The sequence below is a fragment of the Streptomyces sp. NPDC053474 genome (assembly GCF_044544845.1).
Lineage (GTDB): Bacteria > Actinomycetota > Actinomycetes > Streptomycetales > Streptomycetaceae > Streptomyces.
In genome coordinates, this window is record NZ_JBITXV010000026.1 from 18,134 (window position 1) to 38,564 (window position 20,431).

A 20,431-nucleotide genomic window follows, 5' to 3' on the forward strand; every position below is an offset into this window, starting at 1 on the left:
CCACGGCGCCACGGGTGCGACGGGCCGGACGGGAGGGCCTCAGGGAGCGAGGCCGGAAGCAGATGGCGTAGGAGGTGTTTATCGTCAGGCAGACGACTATGATCGCGGCATGTCGCCCTACGACCCGTCGGCCTTCCCGCCCTTCGCTGTCACCGTCGATCTGGTCGTGCTGACCGTGCGCCGTCACGCCCTGTGCGCCCTGGCCGTGCGCCGTGGTGAGCCGCCGTTCCAGGGGCGTTGGGCACTGCCCGGGGGGTTCGTGCGGGCGGACGAGGATCTCTCGGCGGCCGCGGCACGCGAACTGGTGGAGGAGACGGGGCTCTGTGCCCACGACCCGGACAGTCCGGTTCAGGCCAACGGCGCGCACCTCGAGCAGCTGGCCACGTACGGCGACCCCAAGCGCGACCCGCGAATGCGTGTGGTCAGCGTCGCCCACCTCGCCCTCGCGCCGGACCTGCCGGCGCCCCGTCCCGGCGGTGACGCGCACAGCGCGCGCTGGGCCCCGGTCGAGGCCCTGCTCCATCAGGGCGGGTACGGCAGAGAGGGGGAGCAGGCCGCGCCGCTGGCGTTCGACCATGCGCAGATCCTCTCGGACGGAGTGGAGCGCGCCCGTTCGAAGATCGAATACTCCTCGCTGGCCACGGCGTTCTGCCCGCCGGAGTTCACGGTCGGCGAACTGCGGCGCGTGTACGAAGCGGTATGGGGTGTCGCCCTCGACCCGCGCAACTTCCACCGGAAGGTGACGGGCACGCCGGGATTCCTCGTGCCCACAGGGGGGACGACGACGCGCCAGGGCGGCCGCCCGGCCCAGCTCTTCCGCGCAGGAGGCGCGACGCTCCTCAACCCCCCGATGCTGAGGCCCGACGTCTGATCCGGCCCGGGCTCGACGGTTGCCCGCCGTCCGGCGTGGGCGCGTCGTCGGCCGCATGAGGGCCGGGGATTGACACCCGTAGTCCATGCCCTGAGCGAAAAGCCAGAAATGTCGCGTTATCTTGCTGCGGTACCCACGGGGCTCGTCCGTCCCCGATCCGGCGGACCCGTCCCGCCCGCGAGCGGTCGCACATCCTGCGAGAGAAGCGATGATCCAGGCCATCGGACTGACCAGCAACCCCCGCAAGGACCTCCCGCCCGCCGTCGACGACATCTCCTTCCAAGCGCACACGGGCCGTGTCACCGCGCTTCTGGGCGCCTCGGGCGGAGGCAAGACGACGACGCTCAGACTGATGCTCGAACTCCAACAGGGGCGCGGCGTCACCTACTTCAGAGGGCGGCAGCTGCACCGCATTGCGCACCCTTCGCGCGAGGTGGGCGTCCTGCTCGGTGATGTCCCGGGGCACCCGGCACGCACGGTGAGAGGCCACCTGCGCATGCTCTGCGCCGCGGTGGGCGCGCCTGTCACACGCGCCGACGACGTACTCGAAGGGGTCGGGCTCGTCAGCCTGCGCGAGCAGCGCCTCGGCACGCTCTCCCGCGGGATGGACCGCCGCCTCGGGCTGGCCTGTGCGCTCCTCGCGGACCCGCACACCCTCGTACTGGACGAGCCCACCGGCGGCCTTTCGGCTCGCGAGAGCGACTGGCTGCACGGCATCCTGCGGGCACATGCCGCGCGGGGCGGCACGGTCCTGTTCACCACGGACGACGCCAAGGAAGCCGCTCGGACCGCTGACCGGGTCGTCACCCTGGACGCGGGGCGGCTCGTCGCGGATCAGGACGTGGCGGAGTTCGCCCGCACACGGCTCAGGCCCCGGGTCGCCGTGCGCAGCCCGCATGCCGCGCGTCTCGCTGCCTTGATCGCCAAGGAGGCTCGCTCGCTGCGCCGGTCCGTCGAGGTGGTGCAGGAGGACGGCAGCCGTCTGTCGGTCTACGGAAGTACATGCGGGGAGGTGGGGGAGGCAGCGTTCCGCCACGGCATTCTCGTGCATCAACTTGCTGACGAAGTCGGGGACGCGGGCCACGCCGTGGCTGATGCGCGGGAGCGGGCGCCGGTAGGGCAGGGGCGTAGTGCGGCGCTCGAAGGCGGGCCGGGCGTGCAGAGCGGCCCCGCGGTGCAGCAGGGGCCCGCGAGCTCCTTGGCATGTGCCTCCGGTGAGCGGCGAGAGTCGCTCAAGGAAGCCGTTCCCGCGCCTGCGTACGACACAGCGGCCGAGTGCTCGCCCGCCACCGGCGGCGCTTCTCCGGCGTCGGACAACGATGCCGCCCCTGCGAGCGCGCCCCGTGCTTCGAGCGCGCCTCGTGCCTCGAGTACGCCGCGTGCTTCGAGCGCACCGCAGCCCCCGCCGTCTCCCTTGCCTCCTCCCATCGCCCTCCGTACGGCACCGAACCCGCTGCGTCCGCTGCGCTACGAGGTACGCCGCGCCGCCGGTGTCGGCACCGGATACCTCACGATGGCCGTGGCGATCGCCTTGTCCGCAGTCCTGTGCCTGTTCCTCGCCCGGACCGGACGCACGCCGCAGCTGCACCTGCTCGCTGCTTGGCCCAGCGAACTTCCACTGCCGCCCGCTGCCCTGGGAGCCGGGCTGCTGGGCGCGCTGGCCTTCGGTGAGGAGTTCCGCCACCCCGCCCTCGCCGCGGATCGCGGTACCGTGCCCCGCCGCCTGGGGCTGCTCGTCGCGAAGCTCGCCGTCGCCGCCGCCACCGCGCTGCTGCTCGCCGGGCTCACCGTGGGGTGCGACGCCTTGCTGCTCCACTTGGTATACGGAGGCGAGCTCACAGAAGTTCCCTCCGACTGGCTTTCGGCGAGCGTCAGTTGGATTTCCTTGATGATCGGATGTGCTTGGGCCGGGGTCTTGGCTGCCGGAGTCTTCCGGTCCACCACCGCTGGACTCGCCGCGGTGCTCGCGGTGCCGATCGTCGTCGTACCGCTCGTACAGAAGGCACTGGAAGGACCGTCCGTTCGATCGGCCGCTGGATTTCCGGGGCGGCTGCGAGAGCTCACGCTGGTGGAGTGGCCGTTCGGCGCCGAGCGGTACGTCGTCGGAGGGCTGAGGGTGGTGGCTCAACCCGTAGGCAGCGCACTGATGTTGTCGCTCGTCGCGCTGCTCGGCGCGTATCTGCTGACGGCGGGGCGCGGGCGGGCGCACTGACGCCTTCGCTGCCTTCGGCGAGCACGAGGGACGGCCTGCGGCCGTCGACGCGTGTCGGTCTCCGGATCGGGCCGCCGACAGGCATCTGCCGCCTTTCGGTCCCGCGTTGTGCGCAAGTCTTCGCAGGACAGCCACTTCTTTCCGATAAGGCGTCAATTGCAGCGAGGTAAGCGATCACCCTTTCGTGTGCTTTTCACCAAAGACCTCAAGGGACTTGGGGGCCAGGCCGACAACTGAATCCGTGAGTACCCTTGCGCACACCATGATGACCACCGCCCGCTCCGCAGACACCGGCCTCGCCGGCCCGGGCGAACTCGACCGCTACCCCTACGCCGAGGCCCACGGCGCCGACCGCGTGGTCGCGCCCGCCTGGGACAGCGCCGACCAGGACCTGGCCCGCGTGGGCCGACGAGCGGCCGGAAGCCGCGGCCGTGGACTGCACGGCCAACTGGTCCAGCAGCTGGGCCAGATGATCGTCTCCGGGGACCTGGGGGCCGACCGGCCGCTCGTCCCGGAGGAGATCGGTCAGCGGTTCGAGGTCTCCCGCACCGTCGTCCGCGAATCACTGCGCGTCCTGGAGGCCAAGGGCCTCGTCAGCGCCCGCCCCAACGTCGGCACGCGCGTGCGCCCGGTCAGCGACTGGAACCTGCTCGACCCGGACATCATCGAGTGGCGGGCGTTCGGCCCGCAGCGCGACGACCAGCGCCGCGAGCTCAGCGAGCTCCGCTGGACGATCGAGCCGCTCGCGGCCCGGCTCGCCGCCGGGCACGGCCGGGAAGAGATCCAGCAGCGCCTCGCCGACATGGTCGAGATCATGCGGCACGCGCTCGGTCAGGGCGACTCGATCACCTTCGCCCGCGCCGACGCCGAGTTCCACTCGCTGCTCATCCAGGTCGCGGGCAACCGCATGCTGGAGCACCTGTCCGGCATCGTCTCGGCCGCCCTCCAGGTCTCCGGCGGCCCCGTCACCGGCTGTGACCGCCCCACCGAGGCCTCGCTGGCCCACCACGGCCGGATCGTCGACGCCCTCGCCTCGGGCGACGGAGCCGCCGCCGAGGCCGCCACACGCCAGCTCCTGACCGTCCACCCGGAGGTGGAGCGGGTCGTGCCCGCTCCTCGCGAGCACTGACCGCGCGCCCGCGTCGGCACCGCAGCCGTGCGCGCCGCGCAGCATCGTTTCGCTGCCTCCCCTTCCGCTGACCGCTCCCGTGTCGCCGGACTCCCGGGGCCCTGCCAGGGGCCGGGGGCCCGGCGACACGGGCGCAGCAGCCTTGGAACGGCAGCCGCGGAGCCGCAGGCGTGCGCTCGCCGGGCCTGGGGACGCGCGAGCCCGGAATGAGGAAGCGTGTCGGCAGCCCCGAAGAAGCGGCCGTAGTCAAGGGCTAATGGTTGAAGGTATGACCACTCTTCGCCGGATGCTCGTTGACTCTGACCAGATCTGGACGTTTTTAGACGCATACGGGGTGTGACTCGGGCCACGTAGATTGGGCGTAACGCTCCCAGAGACAGCGCGATGACCTAAGAGGTGACAGCCGAGGAGGGAATACAGACGTCGTTCACGGCGCTGTGCAGCTCCACGGTCCCGCCCGCGCCGTCGGCACAATCCCCAGCCGTCGGTCGTCGGCTCCGATCCATGGTGGACGGGGCCGGAAGCCGTTTTCCAACGTTCCGAGAGGTTGTTCGTGTCGGCCAGCACATCCCGTACGCTCCCGCCGGAGATTGCCGAATCCGTCTCTGTGATGGCGCTCATCGAGCGGGGAAAGGCTGATGGGCAGATCGCCGGCGACGACGTGCGTCGTGCCTTCGAAGCTGACCAGATCCCGGCCACTCAGTGGAAGAACGTTCTGCGCAGCCTCAACCAGATCCTCGAGGAAGAGGGTGTGACGCTGATGGTCAGTGCCGCGGAGCCGAAGCGCCCCCGCAAGAGCGTCGCAGCGAAGAGTCCGGCCAAGCGCACCGCGACCAGGACGGTCGCGGCCAAGACCACCACCGTGAAGCAGACCACCGCCACGGCCGCTTCCGCGAAGTCGGCCGCCGAAGGCGTGGACGAGGACGGCACCGCCAAGAAGGCCGCTGCCAAGAAGACGACGGCCAAGAAGACCGTCACGAAGAAGACCGCCGCCAAGAAGACGACGGCCAAGAAGACCGCCTCCAAGAAGGACGCCGGTGAGTTCCTCGACGAGGAGGCCACCGAGGAGACGCCCGCCGTCGGCAAGCCCGGCGAGGGCGAGCCCGCGGAGGAGGGCGCCCAGGGCTTCGTCCTGTCCGACGAGGACGAGGACGACGCGCCCGCGCAGCAGGTCGCCGCGGCCGGCGCCACCGCCGACCCGGTCAAGGACTACCTGAAGCAGATCGGCAAGGTCCCCCTGCTCAACGCCGAGCAGGAGGTCGAGCTCGCCAAGCGCATCGAGGCCGGCCTGTTCGCCGAGGACAAGCTCGCCAACGCCGACAAGCTCGCGCCGAAGCTCAAGCGCGAGCTGGAGATCATCGCCGAGGACGGCCGCCGCGCCAAGAACCACCTCCTGGAGGCCAACCTCCGTCTGGTGGTCTCCCTGGCCAAGCGCTACACGGGCCGCGGCATGCTCTTCCTGGACCTCATCCAGGAGGGCAACCTCGGTCTGATCCGCGCGGTCGAGAAGTTCGACTACACCAAGGGCTACAAGTTCTCCACGTACGCCACCTGGTGGATCCGTCAGGCGATCACCCGCGCCATGGCCGACCAGGCCCGCACCATCCGCATCCCGGTGCACATGGTCGAGGTCATCAACAAGCTCGCGCGCGTGCAGCGCCAGATGCTCCAGGACCTGGGCCGCGAGCCCACCCCGGAGGAGCTGGCCAAGGAACTCGACATGACCCCGGAGAAGGTCATCGAGGTCCAGAAGTACGGCCGTGAGCCCATCTCCCTGCACACCCCGCTGGGCGAGGACGGCGACAGCGAGTTCGGTGACCTCATCGAGGACTCCGAGGCCGTCGTCCCGGCCGACGCCGTCAGCTTCACGCTCCTCCAGGAGCAGCTGCACTCCGTCCTCGACACCCTGTCCGAGCGCGAGGCGGGCGTCGTCTCGATGCGCTTCGGTCTCACCGACGGTCAGCCGAAGACCCTCGACGAGATCGGCAAGGTCTACGGGGTGACGCGTGAGCGCATCCGTCAGATCGAGTCGAAGACGATGTCGAAGCTGCGCCACCCGTCGCGCTCGCAGGTCCTGCGCGACTACCTGGACTAGATCCCGGCTCCTCGGCCTCGTCACGTCACCGGGCCGAGTCGCAGGACAACCGGAAGACCCGGGGCCCCTCCCGCAAGGGAAGGGCCCCGGGTCTTTCGTCTGTCCGCGTGGCAGAGTGTGCGGCGCGCACGACGGTAGTTGACTCTGGGTACGCGATGGCAACCCAGAGTGAGGAGATCGCATGCGTCGTCCCTTCGCCCGAGCGCTGGTGGGAACGCTGACCCTGGGGGCCGCGGTGGCCGCCCTGCCGCTGGCTTCCCCGCCGCCTGTGGCGGCCGACAGCGTGGTCGTCGGAGGCGCGCCCGCACGGGTGGCGGACAGCCCGTGGGCAGTGGCGCTCGCCAGCCGTGACCAGTTCGGGGGTACGCGCTCGGGCCAGTTCTGCGGCGGCGTCGTGGTCGCGCCGTCGACGGTCCTGACCGCGGCCCACTGCATGGGCGAGGAAGTGCTCGGCGTGCCCTTCCGGGAGATGAAGGACCTCAGGGTCATCGCCGACCGCGAGGACCTGGACACCACTGCGGGCAGTGAGATTCCCGTACGGGACGTATGGGTCAATCCCGAGTACGACTCGTACACGAACGCCGGTGACGTCGCGGTCCTCACCTTGTCCGAGCCGCTGCCGAAAACCCAGGTGATCCCCATGGCGCGTGCCGGGGACGCCGCGTACGAGCCGGGGACGGGCGCTGCCGTGTACGGCTGGGGCGATACGACGGGGATGGGTCACTACGCGCGCACGCTGCGGTCCGCGCGCGTGACGGTGCTGGCGGACTCGGTGTGTGAGCGGGCCTACCGGGGCAGCGTCGACGGGACGTACACACGCTCTTCGATGCTGTGCGCGGGCGAACCGCAGGGAGGCCGGGACGCCTGCCAGGGAGACAGCGGGGGGCCGCTGGTCGCCCACGGGCGGCTCATCGGCCTGGTGTCATGGGGAAGCGGCTGCGGCCGGGCGGACAGTCCCGGGGTCTATACGCGCGTCTCGGACGTTGCTCGGGTGGTGCAGCGGTACGTGTAGGGGCTGCGGCGGGCTGGGGGCCCAGCAGAGGCCCCGGAAGCGTCGCCCAGGCCCCTGGAAGGCGCTCAGCGGCCCCCTAGCGGCACGGAGGGTGGAGAGCCCGGCAGGGGGCCGAGAACGAGAGCGGGCGGCTGCCCCTGGGTTGCAGGGGGAGCCGCCCGTGCCGGTCTGGTGGTCCGGCGCTCGCTCGTCGTGGGTGCGAGGCGTCAGCGCTCCTCTTCGGGCACGCTGGCCGGCACGGCCGTCAGGCGCTCCGTCTCGTCCTGTATCTCGGCGGCGATCTTCTTGAGTTCCGGCTCGAACTTGCGACCGTGGTGGGCGCAGAAGAGCAGTTCACCGCCACTCAGCAGAACGACGCGCAGATATGCCTGGGCGCCGCAGCGGTCGCAGCGGTCAGCGGCCGTCAGGGGGCTCGCGGGGGTCAGAACAGTAGTCACGTCGCCTCTTCTCTAGCTCGACGAGCTGTCGTACCAGGGTCAACATCCAACCAGCCCGAAAACGTTCCCGCTCGTGGCTTTTCCTCGATTTTTTCTTTCGAGGAGGCTGTCTGCTGCCGGTTGGCGGCGAATGAGCCGTATTGCGTGTCTTACGTGTCGTACGGTTTCGCGCTGTCTGTCAGGTCAGGTCCTTCGCCGACTGGCTTGCCGGTTGTTCATGAGGACGTGCCCGGAGCCTAAATGGTTCATGCCTGGAAGGGAACGTGACGTGCGCTTCACTCCATCGAGGGATCGAACACGCGTACGCTTCTGGACTAGTCTGGACCTGGTGCGGGTTGACTTGAGGGTGGCGTGACAACGGCTCTACCAGGCCTCGGTACCCTCTCACCGGCAGTAGAAGCCGAGCCCTTACCCCCAAGGGCCTCCCTTGAAATTCAGCGAGGAGCGAACCGCGTGACCGCCGAGACGTCCACAGCGTTGCTGACAGGAGCCGACCGGGACGGTTCCAACTACACCGCGCGGCACCTGCTCGTCCTGGAAGGGCTTGAGGCCGTCCGCAAGCGCCCGGGCATGTACATCGGCTCGACGGACAGCCGCGGCCTGATGCACTGCCTCTGGGAGATCATCGACAACTCCGTTGACGAGGCCCTGGGTGGGTTCTGCGACCACATCGAGGTCATCCTGCACGACGACGCCTCCGTGGAGGTCCGGGACAACGGCAGAGGCATCCCCGTGGATGTCGAGCCGAAGACCGGGCTCTCCGGAGTCGAGGTCGTCATGACCAAGCTGCACGCGGGCGGCAAGTTCGGCGGCGGCTCGTACGCGGCCTCCGGCGGCCTGCACGGCGTGGGTGCTTCCGTGGTGAACGCCCTGTCGGCCCGTCTGGACGTCGAGGTGGACCGCGCCGGGCACACGCACGCCATCAGCTTCCGGCGTGGCGTTCCCGGTGCGTTCGCAAAGTCGGGTCCCGATGCGGCCTTCGACTCCGCAGCGCGCCTGACCAAGGTCAAGAAGGTCCCCAAGGCGCGCACCGGCACCCGCGTCCGGTACTGGGCCGACCGTCAGATCTTCCTGAAGGACGCCAAGCTCAGCCTGGAGAACCTGCACCAGCGCGCGCGTCAGACCGCCTTCCTGGTGCCGGGTCTGACCATCGTGGTCCGCGACGAGTACGGCCTCGGCGAGGGCGGCACGAAGGGTGAGGAATCCTTCCGCTTTGACGGTGGCATCAGCGAATTCTGTGAATACCTGGCACAGGACAAGGCGGTCTGTGACGTCCTGCGCTTCTCCGGGCAGGGCACCTTCAAGGAGACCGTTCCGGTACTCGACGACCATGGCCAGATGACGCCGACGGAGGTCACCCGCGAGCTGGGCGTGGACGTCGCCCTGCGCTGGGGCACCGGGTACGACACGACGATCAGGTCCTTCGTCAACATCATCGCCACGCCCAAGGGCGGCACCCACGTCACCGGCTTCGAGCGGTCCCTCACCAAGACGGTGAACGAGGTGCTGCGCACCCAGAAGCTGCTGCGCGTCGCCGAGGACGACGTCGTCAAGGACGACGCCCTGGAGGGGCTGACGGCCGTCGTGACCGTCCGTCTGGCCGAGCCGCAGTTCGAAGGCCAGACCAAGGAAGTCCTCGGCACGTCGGCGGCCAACCGCATCGTCGCCAACGTCATCGCCAAGGAACTCAAGGCGTTCCTGACCTCGACCAAGCGGGATGCCAAGGCGCAGGCCCGCGCCGTCATGGAGAAGGTCGTCGCCGCCGCCCGGACGCGCATCGCCGCCCGGCAGCACAAGGACGCCCAGCGTCGCAAGACCGCGCTCGAGTCCTCCTCGCTCCCGGCGAAGCTCGCCGACTGCCGTAGCGACGACGTCGACCGCAGCGAGCTCTTCATCGTCGAGGGCGACTCCGCGCTCGGCACGGCCAAGCTCGCTCGGAACTCCGAGTTCCAGGCCCTGCTGCCGATCCGCGGCAAGATCCTCAACGTCCAGAAGTCGTCCGTGTCGGACATGCTCAAGAACGCCGAGTGCGGCGCGATCATCCAGGTCATAGGAGCGGGGTCCGGCCGGACCTTCGACATCGACGCCGCCCGCTACGGCAAGATCATTCTGCTGGTGGACGCCGACGTCGACGGCGCCCACATCCGCTGCCTGCTCCTGACCCTCTTCCAGCGCTACATGCGGCCGATGGTCGAGGCGGGCCGCGTCTTCGCCGCCGTCCCGCCGCTGCACCGCATCGAGCTGACCCAGCCCAAGAAGGGCCAGGACAAGTACGTTTACACGTACTCGGACCGCGAGCTGCGGGAGACCCTGCTCGAGTTCGAGCGCAAGGGCGTGCGGTACAAGGACTCCATCCAGCGCTACAAGGGCCTCGGTGAGATGGACGCCGACCAGCTGGCCGAGACCACGATGGACCCGCGCCACCGCACGCTGCGCCGTATCAACATCACCGACCTCGAATCGGCCGAGCACGTCTTCGACCTGCTCATGGGCAATGAGGTCGCTCCTCGCAAGGAGTTCATCACGAGCTCCGCGGCGACGCTGGACCGCTCGCGGATCGACGCGTAGGCACGAGCCGGTGGCCGGTGGCCGGTGGCCGGTGGCCGGTGGCCGGTGGCCGGTGGCCGGTGGCCGGTGGCCCGGCGCGGGGCTGGGCGGGGCGCGCTGGGCGTCAGGCAGGCAGAGTCCGTCTGGCGGCATGCCGGTGGTCCGCTGGCTGGCTCGCACTCGCAGGCGGGCTGTCGGCTGGGCGTCGCTCGTCCGTCGACCCGCCACGTCCGCCGATCCGTCACGTCCACCGCCCCGCCACGTCGGCTGCCTCCACCCTCGGGTGGAGGCAGCTAATCCACCCGTGATCCACCCCTGCTCCGATCTCCCGGCCGGGCCGAGTCCGTAACTTCGATGACGTCGTACTTCATCGTTCGCGCACGTCGTCGGAGGCCGTGATGTCAGGGTTCGCCCAAGCGCTGCTGATCCCCGCAGTCATAGCGCTCGTCGTCATACGCCAGATGAAGCCGCAGCGACTGGCCGACGCCCGGCGCTGGTGGCTGGTGCCCGCCGTGCTCGCGTATTGCGGCCTGCGGGAATCGGGCCTCATCGACCCGGGCCACCGGGCGGAGTCGCTCGCGCTGCTCAGTGGCGAGGTGCTCATAGGTCTCCTGATGGGCCTCGCCTGGGCCCGCACCAGCCATGTCTGGGCCGAGCAGGACGGATCCGTGTGGATCCGCGGCACCAAGGCCACAGCGGTGGTGTGGGCCGTCGGGATCGCGTCGCGGCTCGGGCTCATGGGCATAGGCCTGCTCATCGGCATCCACCAAGGCACTGGCGCGCTGCTCCTCGCCCTGGCGGCGTCCCTGCTGGTGCGCGCCGGCCTTCTGGAGCTGCGGGCCCACACGCTCCGCTCGGGCCCGGCACTCACCGGCGCCGTACGGTGACACGGTGGCCGCGCCTAGGGGAACCAAGGGGAAGGAGCGGGCATGACGCGTGACATCTGGACACGATGGCCCGCGCGGGAGGCGCTCACTCAGGAGGAGCTGACGCGGCCCCGCCGGTTGCTCACCTGGGTCGTGCGTGCGGTGTTCATCAGCATGCTGCTGTGGAGCACCTTCGCGCGGCGGGAGATGCCCGGCTGGGGCCTCGCACTGGCGTTGTTCGTGATCATTCTCTGCGCGGGGGCGGCGGCGTGGTTCATCCGCGTCACGCTGGAGCGGCGCATCTGGCCAGCTCTGCTGTCGTGGGGCGTGCTGCTGATGGCGGGCGTGGCGGCGCAGGGGACCGGGTTCGACACACCCGCAGCCGTGCTGTGGTGCGCCTGTGCGATGTTCGCGCTGGAGCGGCTGCCCCTTGCTGTGGGGGTGACCGGGGCGCTGACGTCACTGGGGGCGTTCGCCGTGGTGAATGAGGACCCTTGGCCCACCACGGCGGCCGTCACCGTGGGGCTCGGTCTCGCCGGGTACGTGCTGCGCATGGACGCCGAGGCGCGGGGCAACGCGCAGCGGCTGCTCGCGCAGGAGCGGGCCGCGCGGGCCGCGGAGGCGGAGTCGGCGGCTCTGGGAGAGCGTGCTCGTATCGCCCGGGAGATCCACGACGTGCTGGCGCACAGCCTCTCCGCTCAGCTGGTCCACCTGGAGGCGGCCCGGCTGTTGATCGAGCGTGACGCGGACCGGGAGCAGGTTCTGGGCCGGGTCGTGGCGGCGCGTGCGATGGCTGCCGAGGGGCTCGCCGAGACGCGGCAGGCGCTGTCGGCACTGCGCGGCGAGATGACTCCTGTCGAGGACTTCCTGCGGGAGCTCGCCCGGACGGACGGTGCGTCCGTCGCGGTCACCGGGGAGCGGCGGGCCCTCCCCGCGGAGGCTTCGCAGGCGGTGCGAAGGGTGGCGCAGGAGGCGATGACGAACGTACGGAAGCACGCGCCGGGAGCCAAGGTGACCGTGTGCTTCGCGTACGGAGAGGGGGAAGTCGCGCTGGACGTGACCGATTCGGGGGGAGCGCCGGGGGAATTCGCGGCATCGGGAGCCGGGTACGGTCTGCTGGGAATGCGTGAGCGTGCCGAGTTGCTCGGCGGCTCGCTGGAGACGGGGCCGGAGGACGAGGGCTTCGCCGTGAGGCTGAGGGTGCCGGGATGACAGGGGACGACGGGCGCCGCGACGGTGCTTCCGTGGCTGGTGCTGGTGCTGGTGCTGGTGCTGGTGCTGGTGCCGAGCTGGGCGCCGGGGCTGGATTCGGGGCACGGACAAGTGGTGGCGCTGGGATGGGCGTTGGTGCCGAGGCCGGGGCGGTGAGATCGGCGGGCCAGGGCGGCGCGAGAGAGGGCAAGGCGCCCGCACGCGTGGTCGTCGTCGATGACCAGACCGTGGTGCGTGAGGGCATCGTGATGCTCCTGGGCCTGCTGCCGGGGGTCGAGGTCGTCGGGGCCGGGGGTGACGGCGAGGAGGCGGTGCGGCTCGTGGGCGAGCTCGCGCCGGACGTAGTGCTGATGGACCTGCGCATGCCCCGCTGCGACGGAGCGGAGGCCACCCGCCGGATCCGCGCCGAGTACCCGGGCACGCAGGTGGTGGTGCTCACCACGTATGCCGACGACGAGTCGCTGTTCCCCGCGCTCAAGGCCGGGGCGCGGGGGTATCTCACCAAGGATGCGGGTGGGGAGGAGATCGTGCGGGCCATCGAGGACGTGCTCTCGGGGCAGGCCGGTCTCTCGCCACAGATCCAAAGACGGCTCCTGGAGCGGCTTTCGGAGCCGGAGCGGCCCGCACAGCCGGTGGAGCCGCCGGACGGCCTGACGCTGCGGGAGACGGAGGTGGTCGCTCTGATCGCGGAGGGGCTGACGAACCAGGAGATCGCGCGGGCGCTGCACGTGTCCACAGCCACCGTGAAGACCCACATCAACAATCTCTTCGCCAAGGCGGGCCTCAAGGACCGTGCGCAGGCGGTGCGTTATGCCTACCGGCACGGTCTCGCGCAGCTGCCGGGGAGTACCCGCAGGTGAGGATGACCGTCACCTGATGGGGTGAAGAGCGGGGAGAGAGGAGGGACGGATCTCCCCCTTCTGCCCATCCTTGGGCTCGCGGCCGAACATGGCTGCGGACAAGGAGAGTTCGGTGGACAAGGACGACGGCCGCGATGCCGGGCGGGACCGGCCCGGTGACCTGAAGGATCCGTGGTACGACGAGCTCGCAGCGGGCTGGGGCGAGCTGGACGGCACGGGCATCCCGACGCCCACGAAGCCCGCCACCGCGCCGCGGGGGCACGGGAGCGCGGCCGACATCTATCTGGAGGTGCAGGCGAGCGCGGCGTTCCAGGAAGTGCGCCGCCGCTACCGGAGGTTCGTCGTCCCGGGGGTGGCCGCCTTCTTCACCTGGTATGTGGCATATGTCGTGGCGGCGACGACGGCACCGGGGCTGATGGCGCGGCCGGTCGCCGGAGCGGTGAACGTGGCGATGCTGGCCGGGCTCGGACAGTTCCTGACGACGTTCCTGCTGACCTGGGCGTATGCCCGGCATGCCCGGCTGCGGCGGGACCGGGCGGCGCTCGATCTGCGCTGGGCCGTGTTCGAGCAGAACAGAGAGCGGGAGCTGAGGCAGGGGGCCGAGCGGTGAGCGGTGACCATCAGACGCTGGCGCTCGTGCTGTTCGGCGTGTTCGTGGCGATCACGCTGGCGATCACGACGTATGTGAGCCGAAACAGGCAGGGTTCGGCGGAGGAGTTCTACGCGGGCGGGCGGCTGTTCTCGCCCATGGAGAATGGTTTTGCCATCGCGGGGGACTACATGTCGGCTGCGTCGTTCCTCGGTATCTCCGGGCTGATCGCCCTGTATGGCTATGACGGACTGCTCTACTCGGTGGGCTTTCTGGTCGCATGGCTGGTCGTGCTGTTCCTGGTGGCGGAACTGGTGCGCAACTGCGGCAGGTTCACGCTCGCCGATGTCGTCGCGGCGCGGATGCGGGAGCGGCCGGTGCGCGTCGCCGCGGGTACGTCCTCGGTGACGGTGTCCGTGCTCTATCTGGTGGCGCAGATGGTGGGTGCGGGCTCGTTGGTGGCGCTGTTGCTCGGGGAGACGGGCGACGCCGCCCGGACGTGGGCGGTGATCGGGGTCGGCGCGCTCATGGTCATCTATGTGTCGCTGGGCGGGATGCGGGCCACCACGTGGATCCAGATCGTCAAGGCGGTGCTGCTGATGGGGGGTGCGATCGCGCTGACGGTGCTGGTCCTGATGCGTTTCCACGGCGACTTCGACCAGTTGTTGCGTACGGCGGCCGACCGCAGTGGGCACGGAAGCGCGTTCCTGGCGCCCGGGCTGAAGTACGGCGGGGACTGGACGGCGCGGATGGACTTCATCAGCCTGGGGCTCGCCCTCGTGCTCGGCACGGCGGGGCTTCCGCACATCCTCTCGCGCTTCTACACCGTGCCGACCGCGCGAGCCGCTCGCCGTTCCGTCGTCTGGTCCATCGGTCTGATCGGCAGCTTCTACCTGATGACGATCGTGCTCGGGTTCGGGGCAGCGGCGATCGTCGGCTCCGACGCGGTCCGCGGGTCGAACGCGGCGGGCAACACGGCGGTGCCCCTGCTGGCGCTCGATCTGGGCGGGGGCGCGGATTCCACGGGAGGAACGGTTCTCTTCGCGGTGGTCGCAGCCGTGGCGTTCGCGACGATCCTCGCCGTGGTCGCGGGGATCACGCTCGCGTCCTCGGCGTCCGTGGCCCACGACCTGTATGCGTCCCTGCGGCGGCGGACCAAGCAGCGCAGCGAGGTGGCGGTGGCGCGCGTCGCCGCGGCCGGGATCGGGGCCGTCGCGATCGGGCTCGGCCTGCTCGCCCGGGATCTCAACGTCGCGTTCCTGGTGGGGCTTGCCTTCGCGGTCGCCGCGTCCGCGAATCTGCCGGTGCTGCTGTACTCGCTGTTCTGGCGGGATTTCACCACGCGGGGCGCCGTGTGGTCGGTGTACGGCGGGCTGCTGCCCGCCCTGGCGCTCGTCGTGCTGTCGCCGGTGGTGTCCGGAAGCCCGGACTCGCTGTTCCCGGGGGTGGACTTCCAGTACTTCCCGCTGGACAACCCGGGGCTCGTCTCGATCCCGCTGGGCTTCGTCGCGGGTTGGCTTGGGACGGTCACGTCGGCGGAGGGGGCGGACGAGGCCAAGCACGCGGAGACGGAGGTGCGTTCGCTGACCGGAGCGGGTGCCGTGTAGCCGGGCCTGCCCCGTGGGGCGCGGCGCGGGTCAGCGGCTGGACGCCCACTCGTAGCGGTGCTCGGGACGTCCCGTGTCGCCGTACTTCAGGCTCAGGCGCACCCGGCCGGTGCGCTCCAGGAGCTTCAGATAGCGCTGTGCGGTCTGGCGGCTGAGCCGGGTGCGTTCTCCCAGCTCCTGCGCGGAGAGCGGCCCCTCGGCGGCCATCAGGGCCCTGCGGACCAGCTCCGCGGTCGTGGGGGAGTGCCCCTTGGGCAGTTCGGGTGCCGGGGTCGCCGAGAGCGCGCCGAAGATCCGGTCGACCTCGGCCTGTTCCGCCTCGCCGCCGCCGTCCAGGGTGCGACGTAGCGTGGCGTACGCGTCGAGTTTCGTACGGAGTCCCGCGTACGAGAACGGTTTCACCAGGTACTGGAGCGCGCCGTGGCGCATCGCGGCCTGCACGGTGGTGATGTCGCGGGCCGCAGTCACCATGATCACGTCGGTCTGGTGGCCGCGTTCGCGCAGCGTGCGCACCACGGCGAGGCCTGTCTCGTCCGGCAGATAGTGGTCGAGGAGCACCAGGTCGACGGGGACCTGTTCGACCAGGCGCAGCGCCTCGGCCGCGTTGTGGGCCCGGCCTGCGACGCGGAAGCCGGGCACCTTCTCCACGTAGGCGGCGTTGACGTCCGCGACCCGGACATCGTCGTCCACGACCAGTACCTCGATCATCGCGCTTCCTCCGTGGCGACCGGCGGGGTGGCCGACCGGGGTTCCGCTGCGGCAGGGCCCCTGTCCATGGGCTGCGGCTCTGCCAGGCCTTCGGGGAGGACCACGGTGAACTCGGCGCCCCCGTCCGGTCCCGCGCCGACCCGTACGCTGCCGCCCTGGCGTTCGGCGAGCCTGCGGACCAGTGCGAGTCCGATGCCCCGTTGTCCGTGCGCGGGCGGCTCCTTCGTCGTCCAGCCCTCTGTGAACACCGCCTCGCGCTGATCTTGCGGAACCCCGGGCCCGGTATCGCGTACCTGAAGGACAACAGCGCGCCCCTGTAGACCCTCAGTACGCAAAACGACCTCCACGCGTGCGTGCCGTGTGCCTGCCGCCGCGTCCAGCGCGTTGTCCACGAGGTTCCCGACGATGGTCACGAGGCCGCCGGGGTCGACGAGCCGGTCGGGCAACGCGGTGTCTTCGGAGACGGCGAGTGCCACGCCGCGCTCCGTGGCCACGGTCGCCTTGCCGACGAGCAGGGCCGAGAGGAGCGGATCGCGGACCTTCTCGGTGATCTGCTCGGCCGTCACCCGGTGGGCGCCCGCCACCTCGCCGACGAACTCCGCGGCCTCCTCGTACATCTCCAGCTCCAGCAGGCCGAGCAGCGTGTGCATGCGGTTGGCGTGCTCGTGGTCCTGGGCGCGCAGGGCGTCGATGAGGCCGTGCGTGGAGTCGAGCTCCCGGCCCAGCTGCTCCAGCTCGGTGCGGTCGCGCAGGGTCGCGACGGCACCCCCGTCGTCCGTGGGCATGCGGTTGGCGACCAGGACGCGCTGCCCGCGTACGGTCAGCAGGTCGGTGCCCGTGACGCGCCCCGCGAGGACGTCCGTCGTACGGCCCGGTCCGAGCGCCTCGTCCAAGGGGCGGCCGATCACCTCCGTGCCGAGCCCGAGGAGCCGCTGCGCCTCGTCGTTGAGCAGCCGGACGCGTCCGCCGCGGTCGAGGGCGACGACGCCCTCGCGGATGCCGTGCAGCATCGCCTCGCGCTCCGCGAGCAGCGCCGAGATGTCGGAGAAGGCGAGGTCCCTGGTCTGGCGCTGCACGCGCCGGGAGATCAGGTAGGCGGCGAGCGCGCCCGCGGCGAGCGCACCGCCCGCGTACGCGAAGAGGCTCGGGATCGTATGGATCAGACGGTCGCGGACGCTGTCGTACTCGATGCCTACGGAGACAGCGCCGACGATCTCGCCGCCCGCCACCCGCAGGGGCACCTTCCCGCGCGCGGAGCGCCCCAGCGTGCCGTTGTCGATCTGCATGACGTCACGGCCGGCGAGCGCGTCGCTGGGGTCGGTCGAGACGACCTTGCCGATCTCGCCGGGGTCGGTGTGCGACCAGCGCACCCCCAGCTTGTTCATGATCACGACGTACTCGGCGCCGCTGGCCTCGCGGATGCGTTCGGCCGCCGCCTGGACGGGCCCGTCGGCCGCCGGACGCGTCGAGGTGAGGTCGCGGACGATCTGCGGCTGTGCCGCCGTCGTCTGCGCGATGGCGAGCGCGCGGCGCATGGCCTGGTCGTCGAGCTGCTTGCTGAGCGGCGCGAGGAACAGGCCGGTGGCGAGCACCGTGACCCCGGCGGCGATCGCCAGCTGCATCAGCAGGACCTGCGAGAAGACGCGCCGCGGCAGGCCGAGGCGCAGTCGTCGGGCAGGAGGGGTCGGGCTCATGTGACGAACGGTACGGCGGCGTGCGGTCTTCTCTTAAGGGAGTGTGGCGTGGATCTCGTCAGCCCTCGCGTGGCTTCCCCGGAGGCCGCCGAGTAGCCCCCTGGGGCCTGTCGGGCTGCTTGTGCGCCCTCGCGTGCCCCTTGTGCGCCTAGGCGTGCGCTCCGAGCGGGGATGCGCCCTCGTCCCTGTCCGCGCCCCCGCGATCGCCTCCGCTTCCGTTCGTGCTCTCGCCGTCGTGCCCGCCCTCGGTTCCGGTCGACCGGGACCCCGTCAGTTCGCGGACCGCCATCACGTCCATCCGTGCCGGTGACCCGAGGGCCGCGCCGCAGCTCTCCGGGCGCGGTGGCAGCGAGGCGCCCTGGGCGACGGTGACCAGCCAGTGCCGTCCGTCGGAGTGGGCCACAGTGACCTCCCAGCGCGGGGCGTCACCTGTCGTCCGTACGACGCTCAGGACCCCCGCGCGGTCCTCGCCCACGGCCGTGCGCACCGCGAGCTCGGCGGCCTGCCCGGGGCGCTCCCACGCGGAGTTGCCCCGGCAGCCCTCGGTGACGACGCGTCCTTCCCGCACCGCTTGCAGGACGCCCTTGACGGCGTACGCCGCCGTCCGGCCGTACGCGTATCCGTACGGGAGCACCAGCAGGGTGGGGGAGAAGCGGTGACCACCTAGATGAGTGACCTCCCAGACGCCTTCCTCGCCGGAGGCGGCGAGTTCGGCGGCGAGGGGGCGGCCGAGCAGGGCGCAGCAGCGGTCCCGCTTGCCGTTCGTGCACACGAGCGCGAGCGGGTCGCCGGTGTGCGGGCGGCCGAAGCCGCCGTGGTCACCCGCGCCGAGCGCCGCGAAGTCCAGGTCGAGCAACTGCCGCGGGTCGTCGATCACATGGGCGCGCAGCCAGGTGGCTCCCGGGGTGGTGTGCGCGATGAACACCCGGTGCCGCGCGGGTGTGTGACAGTCGGCGTGCCGCCCGGGGCGCCGGATGAGGGCGATCCGGACGCCCGTGGACTCGGCCGCCCGCTCCAGCGCGCGGCCGACCTCCGGGTCCAAGTGGCTTGATGTGAGCGCTTTGGCACCCCAGGGGCCTGGCTGTTCCAGGAGCAGCCACGTCTTGGCGGTGGCCGCGGTGCCCGTGAGGGGTTCGCTCAGGTCCCGCGATGCGGTTGCGCAGGTACTCACGGAGGTGAGCCTAACCTGAGGCCCGGGCCGGACTCACGTGTCCTGCTTGGTGGGCAACGGCTGCGGCGGGCGCTGTCCGACGTACTGGCCGACAGGACGCATGCGCATCGGCCGCTCCTCGTACTCCTCCAGGGCGTGCGCGATCCAACCGGCGGTGCGTGCCACGGCGAAGATCGTCTCGCCCGCCTCCGCGGGCATGCCGGACGACACGGTGAGGACGGCGAGCGCGAGGTCGATGTTGGCGTGCAGGTCGGTGTGGCGGGCGGTGGTGGCCACCACGTCGCGTGCCGCCGCGAGGGCGGGCCCGGCCTTGGGCATCACTTCGAGCAGGCCGAACAGGGCCTGGGCGCGTGGGTCCTCGCCCGCGTACAGGCGATGGCCGAGGCCGGGGACGCGGCGGCCCGCGCGCAGCTCGTCCGCGACGACCGGCGCAGCGGTGCCCCGGTCGAGCACCTCCAGGAGCATGCGGTGGGCGAGGCCGCTCGCCGCGCCGTGCAGGGGCCCCTCCAGGACGCCGAGGCCGGCCGACACCGCCGCGTACGGATGGGCGCGGGCGGACGCGGCCACACGCACCGCCAGCGTGGACGCCGCGAGGTCGTGGTCGACGAGCAGCGCGAGGGCGGTGTCCAGTGCGTGGAGCGAGGCCTCCTCGGGCTTGTGGCCGCTCAGCCGTCCCCACAGCCGCCCGGCGAGCGGGCCGCCGTCGCGGTGCGTGGCGAGGACGGGCGGGAGCGCGGCGACCATGGTGGGGATCAACGTGCGGGCCGTGCCGACGACCGCCTCCTCGGAGAGGTCGAAGCGGAGCGGATCGGCGGCCGCCGCGGAGATGGCCGCCACGCGCAGGCGGTCCGTGGGGGCGCAGTGCGCGGGCAGGGCGCGTACGGCGAGTCGCGCGGCACCGGCGGGCTCGGGCGGTGCCGTGAAGTGGATGCCCGGGCGCAGGACGCCGGTCCACAGCCACTCGGCGACCTCTTCGTAGGAGTGGCGCAGGGCCAGCTCGGCCGCGTCGACGCCGCGGAAGTAGTAGCGATCCTTGTCGATCAGCGTGATGCGGGTGCGGACGGAGAGTTCGTTGGCCGCGGTCGCGGCGGCGGGCTCGCGGCGGTTTCTGCGCGCGAGGGCCCGCACCTCCTTGGGGTCGAAGGTGCTGCCGCGCCCTCCGGGGCCGCGGCGGCTGGTGAGCTGGCCCCGGCTCACGTACGCGTACACGGTCTCGGGCTTCACGCCGAGCAGTTCCGCGGCCTCCTTGGTGCTGATCCGCCGACCTTCGTGTGCGACCGCACCCGCTTTTTGATCCGTCATGGGCGTCACCGTATCTGCGTCCGGACAGCTGTACTCGTACATTGATTCAATCAATATTGACAGGGGTTGAGTCAAGCATGGACAGTCAAGTCAAGTCCAGGGAGGAAGTCGAGGAACAC

Annotated in this window: 16 protein-coding genes; 11 read left to right on the forward strand and 5 right to left on the reverse strand. The window is 70.9% G+C overall.

The window, feature by feature from the left end; genetic code table 11:
- The first annotated feature begins 109 nt into the window (after positions 1-109).
- The 5 genes from ACIG3E_RS38665 (at position 110) to ACIG3E_RS38685 (ending at position 7,319) form a co-directional block, all read left to right on the forward strand.
- Positions 110-871, forward strand: coding sequence for an NUDIX domain-containing protein (locus ACIG3E_RS38665; protein WP_242724631.1), 762 nt, complete (start codon positions 110-112; stop codon positions 869-871).
- Between the two features lie 208 nt (positions 872-1,079).
- Complete coding sequence (locus ACIG3E_RS38670; RefSeq protein ID WP_399625432.1) at positions 1,080-3,083, forward strand: ATP-binding cassette domain-containing protein; 2,004 nt, start codon at positions 1,080-1,082, stop codon at positions 3,081-3,083.
- A gap of 241 nt (positions 3,084-3,324) precedes the next feature.
- A complete protein-coding gene (locus tag ACIG3E_RS38675; RefSeq protein WP_242724641.1) occupies positions 3,325-4,212 on the forward strand; it encodes a FadR/GntR family transcriptional regulator in 888 nt (295 codons plus the stop codon).
- Between the two features lie 547 nt (positions 4,213-4,759).
- Complete coding sequence (locus ACIG3E_RS38680; protein ID WP_172386539.1) at positions 4,760-6,307, forward strand: RNA polymerase sigma factor; 1,548 nt, start codon at positions 4,760-4,762, stop codon at positions 6,305-6,307.
- A gap of 181 nt (positions 6,308-6,488) precedes the next feature.
- A complete protein-coding gene (locus ACIG3E_RS38685) occupies positions 6,489-7,319 on the forward strand; it encodes a S1 family peptidase (protein WP_399625435.1) in 831 nt (276 codons plus the stop codon).
- Positions 7,320-7,525: 206 nt separating this feature from the next.
- Here ACIG3E_RS38685 and ACIG3E_RS38690 read toward each other — a convergent pair whose 3' ends face one another.
- Positions 7,526-7,756 (reverse strand): hypothetical protein, encoded by a 231-nt coding sequence (locus tag ACIG3E_RS38690; RefSeq protein ID WP_399625437.1) that lies wholly within the window; start codon positions 7,754-7,756, stop codon positions 7,526-7,528.
- A 453-nt stretch (positions 7,757-8,209) separates the two neighbouring features.
- Between ACIG3E_RS38690 and ACIG3E_RS38695 the strand changes: the two genes are divergently transcribed.
- The 6 genes from ACIG3E_RS38695 to ACIG3E_RS38720 all read left to right on the forward strand — a co-directional run bounded on the left by ACIG3E_RS38695 (position 8,210) and on the right by ACIG3E_RS38720 (position 15,437).
- Positions 8,210-10,324 (forward strand): DNA topoisomerase IV subunit B, encoded by a 2,115-nt coding sequence (locus ACIG3E_RS38695; RefSeq protein ID WP_366794888.1) that lies wholly within the window; start codon positions 8,210-8,212, stop codon positions 10,322-10,324.
- Positions 10,325-10,701: 377 nt separating this feature from the next.
- Positions 10,702-11,190 carry a DUF1453 domain-containing protein gene (locus tag ACIG3E_RS38700; RefSeq protein ID WP_399625439.1) on the forward strand — a complete coding sequence of 163 codons (489 nt, stop codon included), beginning with the start codon at positions 10,702-10,704 and terminating at the stop codon, positions 11,188-11,190.
- A 42-nt stretch (positions 11,191-11,232) separates the two neighbouring features.
- A complete protein-coding gene (locus tag ACIG3E_RS38705; RefSeq protein ID WP_399625443.1) occupies positions 11,233-12,381 on the forward strand; it encodes a sensor histidine kinase in 1,149 nt (382 codons plus the stop codon).
- A 125-nt stretch (positions 12,382-12,506) separates the two neighbouring features.
- Complete coding sequence (locus tag ACIG3E_RS38710; RefSeq protein WP_399625445.1) at positions 12,507-13,241, forward strand: response regulator; 735 nt, start codon at positions 12,507-12,509, stop codon at positions 13,239-13,241.
- A 112-nt stretch (positions 13,242-13,353) separates the two neighbouring features.
- Entirely contained in the window at positions 13,354-13,851 is a 498-nt protein-coding gene (locus ACIG3E_RS38715) for a DUF485 domain-containing protein (RefSeq protein ID WP_399625447.1), read from the forward strand.
- Positions 13,848-15,437, forward strand: coding sequence for a cation acetate symporter (locus tag ACIG3E_RS38720; protein WP_399625449.1), 1,590 nt, complete (start codon positions 13,848-13,850; stop codon positions 15,435-15,437). Before ACIG3E_RS38715 ends, ACIG3E_RS38720 begins: the two co-directional genes overlap by 4 nt.
- Positions 15,438-15,467: 30 nt before the next feature.
- Here ACIG3E_RS38720 and ACIG3E_RS38725 read toward each other — a convergent pair whose 3' ends face one another.
- The 4 genes from ACIG3E_RS38725 to ACIG3E_RS38740 all read right to left on the reverse strand — a co-directional run bounded on the left by ACIG3E_RS38725 (position 15,468) and on the right by ACIG3E_RS38740 (position 20,312).
- Entirely contained in the window at positions 15,468-16,145 is a 678-nt protein-coding gene (locus ACIG3E_RS38725) for a response regulator (protein ID WP_399625451.1), read from the reverse strand.
- Positions 16,142-17,839, reverse strand: coding sequence for an ATP-binding protein (locus ACIG3E_RS38730; protein WP_399625453.1), 1,698 nt, complete (start codon positions 17,837-17,839; stop codon positions 16,142-16,144). The genes ACIG3E_RS38725 and ACIG3E_RS38730 overlap by 4 nt, the downstream gene beginning before the upstream one ends.
- Positions 17,840-17,987: 148 nt before the next feature.
- Positions 17,988-19,010 carry a sucrase ferredoxin gene (locus ACIG3E_RS38735; protein WP_399625456.1) on the reverse strand — a complete coding sequence of 341 codons (1,023 nt, stop codon included), beginning with the start codon at positions 19,008-19,010 and terminating at the stop codon, positions 17,988-17,990.
- Positions 19,011-19,043: 33 nt separating this feature from the next.
- Positions 19,044-20,312 (reverse strand): citrate synthase family protein, encoded by a 1,269-nt coding sequence (locus ACIG3E_RS38740; protein ID WP_399625457.1) that lies wholly within the window; start codon positions 20,310-20,312, stop codon positions 19,044-19,046.
- Positions 20,313-20,431 lie beyond the last annotated feature (119 nt).